The 3,913-nt window shown below is 71.8% G+C and carries 7 protein-coding genes; 5 read left to right on the top strand and 2 right to left on the bottom strand.

The features are described from left to right. Positions 1-179: 179 nt before the first annotated feature. The 3 genes from GH736_RS18770 (at position 180) to GH736_RS18760 (ending at position 1,888) form a co-directional block, all read left to right on the top strand. The gene (locus tag GH736_RS18770; protein ID WP_159606064.1) at positions 180-671 is read left to right on the top strand and encodes a carboxymuconolactone decarboxylase family protein; all 492 of its coding nucleotides are present in this window, start codon (positions 180-182) and stop codon (positions 669-671) included. A gap of 70 nt (positions 672-741) precedes the next feature. Further along, positions 742-1,365, top strand: a complete 624-nt coding sequence (locus GH736_RS18765; protein WP_159606062.1) for a flavodoxin family protein — start codon at positions 742-744, stop codon at positions 1,363-1,365. Between the two features lie 49 nt (positions 1,366-1,414). Further along, positions 1,415-1,888, top strand: coding sequence for a VOC family protein (locus GH736_RS18760; protein WP_159606061.1), 474 nt, complete (start codon positions 1,415-1,417; stop codon positions 1,886-1,888). Here GH736_RS18760 and GH736_RS18755 read toward each other — a convergent pair. Beyond that, the gene (locus tag GH736_RS18755; RefSeq protein WP_159606059.1) at positions 1,885-2,307 is read right to left on the bottom strand and encodes a YchJ family protein; all 423 of its coding nucleotides are present in this window, start codon (positions 2,305-2,307) and stop codon (positions 1,885-1,887) included. The genes GH736_RS18760 and GH736_RS18755 overlap by 4 nt on opposite strands. A gap of 148 nt (positions 2,308-2,455) precedes the next feature. Between GH736_RS18755 and GH736_RS18750 the strand changes: the two genes are divergently transcribed. Both GH736_RS18750 and GH736_RS18745 read left to right on the top strand, forming a co-directional pair. Then, entirely contained in the window at positions 2,456-3,307 is an 852-nt protein-coding gene (locus GH736_RS18750) for an aggregation-promoting factor C-terminal-like domain-containing protein (RefSeq protein WP_159606057.1), read from the top strand. Positions 3,308-3,387: 80 nt separating this feature from the next. Next, the gene (locus GH736_RS18745; protein ID WP_159606055.1) at positions 3,388-3,600 is read left to right on the top strand and encodes a DUF2188 domain-containing protein; all 213 of its coding nucleotides are present in this window, start codon (positions 3,388-3,390) and stop codon (positions 3,598-3,600) included. Positions 3,601-3,612: 12 nt separating this feature from the next. On the opposite strand, the gene GH736_RS18740 is transcribed toward GH736_RS18745, so the two are convergent. After that, positions 3,613-3,913: NAD(P)H-hydrate epimerase (locus GH736_RS18740; RefSeq protein WP_328596910.1), on the bottom strand; the 301-nt coding region annotated here is incomplete at its 5' end.

Here is a 3,913-nt window from a genome sequence, read left to right as displayed (position 1 = left end):
GGGAGCCGGGTGCCCGACGCGAGCCGGCCCTCGGTGATCGCCGACCGGAGTGCGTGCTCGAGGGCTGCGGCCCGCCCGCCCGCGCCCAGCTCGAGGTGCAGGTCGAGCCCGGGAATGGCCCACGTTGCATCCATGGAATTGGACTGTAGCAGTGGGCCGATCGTTCGTAGCGTTGAGCCATGACCTTCACCGATTCGCTCGTCGACATCCCCGTCCGCCTCGACTTCGACCAGCTCGTGCCCCGCTTCTCACGCGCGGTCGCCTCGCTCGACCACGCCGCCACCGGTGAGCTCGACCGTGCGGGGGTCGATCCGGCGGTCCGGGAGCTCGTGCGACTGCGGGCGTCGCAGCTGAACGGCTGCGCCTACTGCGTGGACCAGCACGCGAACGACGGTCGTGCGGCAGGCGTCACCGACCAGAAGCTCCACGCCGTGGCGATCTGGCGCGACTCCGGCCTCTTCACGGCCGCCGAGCGGGCGGCGCTCGAGCTCACCGAGTCGGTCACCCGGCTCTCGGAGACGCACGTCCCCGACGGCGTCGTCGACCACGCCCGGGCCGTGCTCGGCGAGGAGCCGCTCGCCGCCCTCCTGTCCCTCATCGTCGCCATCAACGTGTGGAACATGATCGGCGTGACGACGCGGTGCTGGCCGGTGCACCGCGCCGCGGCCTGAACGTGTCAAGCCGCTACCGTGCCCGTCGGATCGCGGATAGGAAGGGACGGGACGACACGAAGGGCAGCACATGCGCATCACCGACCAGACCGTCCTCCTCCTCAACTGCACGCTGAAGCACGCCCCCGAGGAATCCAGCTGCCAGCTCATGGCCGAGCAACTCCTCGGGGGCTTCGCCGGTCGCGGGGCCGACGGCGACATCGTGCGGGTCGTCGATCTCGATGTCGCTCCAGGCGTCGACGCCGACATGGGCGAGGGCGACGCCTGGCCCGCGCTTCGTGCGCGGATCCTCGGCGCCGACATCGTCGTGATCGTCACGCCCACCTGGCTCGGCCACATGTCGAGCGTCGCCCAGCGGGTGCTCGAGCGGCTCGACGCCGAGCTCTCCGCGTTCGACGACGAGGGACGGCCCATCCTGTTCGGTCACGTGGCCGCGACCGCCGTGCTCGGCAACGAGGACGGGGCGCACAAGATCACGGCCGACCTCCACCAGGCGCTGAACGACGTCGGGTTCACGGTGCCGGCCCAGGGCGGCACCTACTGGAACGGCGCCGCCATGGAGACGACCGACTACAAGGACCTGGGCGAGACGCCGCCCGCGGTGCTGCACGCGAACGCCACGCTCGTCGCGAACGCCGTGCACCTCGCGCGCGTGCTGGCGGAGCATCCGTATCCGGTCGTGCCCGGCACCTGATCACCGCCGCGGAGTCGCACGATCGGTTCCTCCCTGCGAGGATGCGGCCATGACGGATGCTCCAGCACGCCCGGTCCTGCAACTCCGCGTCGTCGTCGAGGCGGCCGACTACGAGGCCGCGGTCGCGTTCTACCGCGACGCGCTCGGCCTGCCCGAGTACCTCGCGTTCGCGGAGGGCGGCGACGAGCGGGTCGTCATCCTCGATGCCGGGCGCGCGACCCTCGAGATCGCCAACCCGGCGCACAAGCGCGCGATCGATCGCATCGAGGCGGGTGGTGCCGAGAGCCCGCACATCCGGCTCGCGTTCGAGGTCGAGGACACGGCGGGGATGACCCGACGTCTCGAGGGCGTGGGAGGCCGCGTCGTGGCCGAGCCGGTGGTCACGCCGTGGCAGTCCCTGAACTCCCGGCTCGACGCTCCGGCCGGCGTGCAGATCACGCTGTTCCAGGAACTCCTCGAGTCGGGAGAGCGGGCCGTGCTCGACGGCTTCACCATCGACCGGGAGCGCGACCCGAACGGCTAGTCGGCCGCGTCGACGTAGCGCCACCGGCCCCCTTCTCGGAGGAAGCGGCTGGTCTCGTGCTGCTCGCCGCGGTCGGACCGGTCGGCGTCGTGTCGCCAGTAGGCGCGGAACTCGACGAGTCCGTCCCCATCGAGTGGGCCGCCGCGCTCCCGTCGGTCGATGTCCAGGCGGTACCACCGTACGGCTGGGTCGAGCTCGAGGTCGGCGGGTCGCGTCGACGGATGCCACGTCGCGAGCAGGTACTCGCGCGCGCCCACCGCGTAGGCCGTGTACCGGGATCGCATCAGCTGCTCGGCGGTCGGCGCATCCGCGCCGCCGCCGAGGTACCGAGCACAGCACTCGCCGAACGGGGAGCCGCTGAGGCAGGGGCATCGGTCCGTCGCAGACGGCTGGGGGTACGCGCTGGACGGGCTGGGCATCCTCCCAGTATCCCGCCCGCCGGCGGCCGCAATCATGACTTGCACAGGACAAACTGAGGAACTGTTCAGATTCGCCGGGCAGAGTGTCTGACTTGTGCCCCGGCTCGGAGGCGCACCCCGACCACCTGTCCGAGCCGCCCCTGAACCTATGCGAATCACCACTGCCTTCTCCCGTGCCCACTCCACGACCGACGACGCCGACCTGGCCTCCCGCCGAGGGCTCCGCCGCCGTCGCCTCGGACGCCGTCGCCTCATCGTCGCCGGCGCCGTCATCGCCACCGGCGTCCTCGTCGGCACCGGCTTCACCGTGCAGAACGCCGTCGCCACCCAGGCGCGCATCGATGCCACCATGGCGCTGAACGCCACCAGCGGACTGCGTCACGAGCAGCTCGGCGCCTATCGCGGCATCGCCGCGGCCAAGGCCATCGACAACGCCGAGGACACCATCACCGCCGCGAACGCGACCCTCGCGGCGGCGAACGGCAAGGTCGACGCCTCGGGTCTCGCGGCGTCGGTCGCCTCGCTCAGCGACTACCGCAGCATCCCGGTCGACCAGGTCGTCGACCTCACGAAGACGACGCGTGCGGAGGCCGAGAAGACCGCCGCCGCGGCCGCTGCCTTCGACCAGGCGCAGGCCGAGGCCGCCGCTGCGGCCGCCGCAGCGGCCGCCGCCGCCCTCGCCAATGCGAACACGCCCGACGGCGCACGTGCCGTCGCCGCAGATCTCGCCGCGTCACAGTACGGCTGGGGCGCGGACCAGTTCCAGTGCCTTGACAAGCTCTGGCAGAAGGAGTCGGGCTGGTCGTACACCGCGTTCAACGCGGGCAGCGGCGCCACCGGCATCCCGCAGTCGCTGCCGGGCAGCAAGATGGCCACCGCCGGCGACGACTGGGAGACCAACGCGGCCACGCAGATCAAGTGGGGCCTCGGCTACATCAAGGGCTCCTACGGCACCCCTTGCAGCGCCTGGTCGCACTCGCAGTCGATGAACTGGTACTGATCTCCCGGTTCCCAATCCCCGCGCCCTGCGCTTGACTGGTGGGGCGGATGCCACCGCGCATCGCGGAACGGGGGAGTCGCATGGACGACGGCGACGTCATCACGATGTCCAAGCGCGGCCAGTGGGTCAACCGCGTGGTGGGCGGCGAGGAGCTGTCGCAGAGCTTCCGCAGCCGGGACGAGGCGGTCGACGCCGGGCGCTCCCTCGCCGCGCAGCTCGGCAGCCGGCATGTCGTGGTCGAGAGCGAGGAGACCGGCGTCATCACCGACGAAGAGGTCGACGACGGCACCTGACCGCGTCGCCGACTACGACCGGTCTGTCGTGACGAGCGGGGTCATCGCGGCGAGCTCCGGCCCGAGCCCCAGGTCGACGAGCTCCACCCGGCCGGCACGGCTCGCCCCGGGCTCGAGGAGCAGCCCGGCCTTCACCGCGCCGAACGTGACCGTGATGTCGGCGCTCAGGACGGTCGGGTCGGGCACGGAGCCGTCGTCGGGGTGGATGCCGCTCGGCAGGTCCACCGCCACGACCGGGATGCCGCGTTCCTCCACGATCGGCATCGCGGCGGCCACGAGGTCGCGCGCCGCGCCACGGAGCGCCGGCGCCGAG

This window comes from Agromyces humi, assembly GCF_009720255.1.
GTDB lineage: Bacteria > Actinomycetota > Actinomycetes > Actinomycetales > Microbacteriaceae > Agromyces > Agromyces humi.
The sequence above is the reverse complement of the archived record's forward strand: the minus strand, read 5'-3'. Positions and strand labels throughout refer to the sequence as shown.

Excerpts from the sequence above, each read along its gene's own strand:
- GH736_RS18770 (WP_159606064.1), top strand. The coding sequence starts at position 180 with ATGACCTTCACCGATTCGCTCGTCGACATCCCCGTCCGCCTCGACTTC.
- GH736_RS18750 (WP_159606057.1), top strand. The coding sequence starts at position 2,456 with ATGCGAATCACCACTGCCTTCTCCCGTGCCCACTCCACGACCGACGAC.
- GH736_RS18755 (WP_159606059.1), bottom strand. The coding sequence starts at position 2,307 with ATGCCCAGCCCGTCCAGCGCGTACCCCCAGCCGTCTGCGACGGACCGA.
- GH736_RS18760 (WP_159606061.1), top strand. The coding sequence starts at position 1,415 with ATGACGGATGCTCCAGCACGCCCGGTCCTGCAACTCCGCGTCGTCGTC.
- GH736_RS18745 (WP_159606055.1), top strand. The coding sequence starts at position 3,388 with ATGGACGACGGCGACGTCATCACGATGTCCAAGCGCGGCCAGTGGGTC.
- GH736_RS18765 (WP_159606062.1), top strand. The coding sequence starts at position 742 with ATGCGCATCACCGACCAGACCGTCCTCCTCCTCAACTGCACGCTGAAG.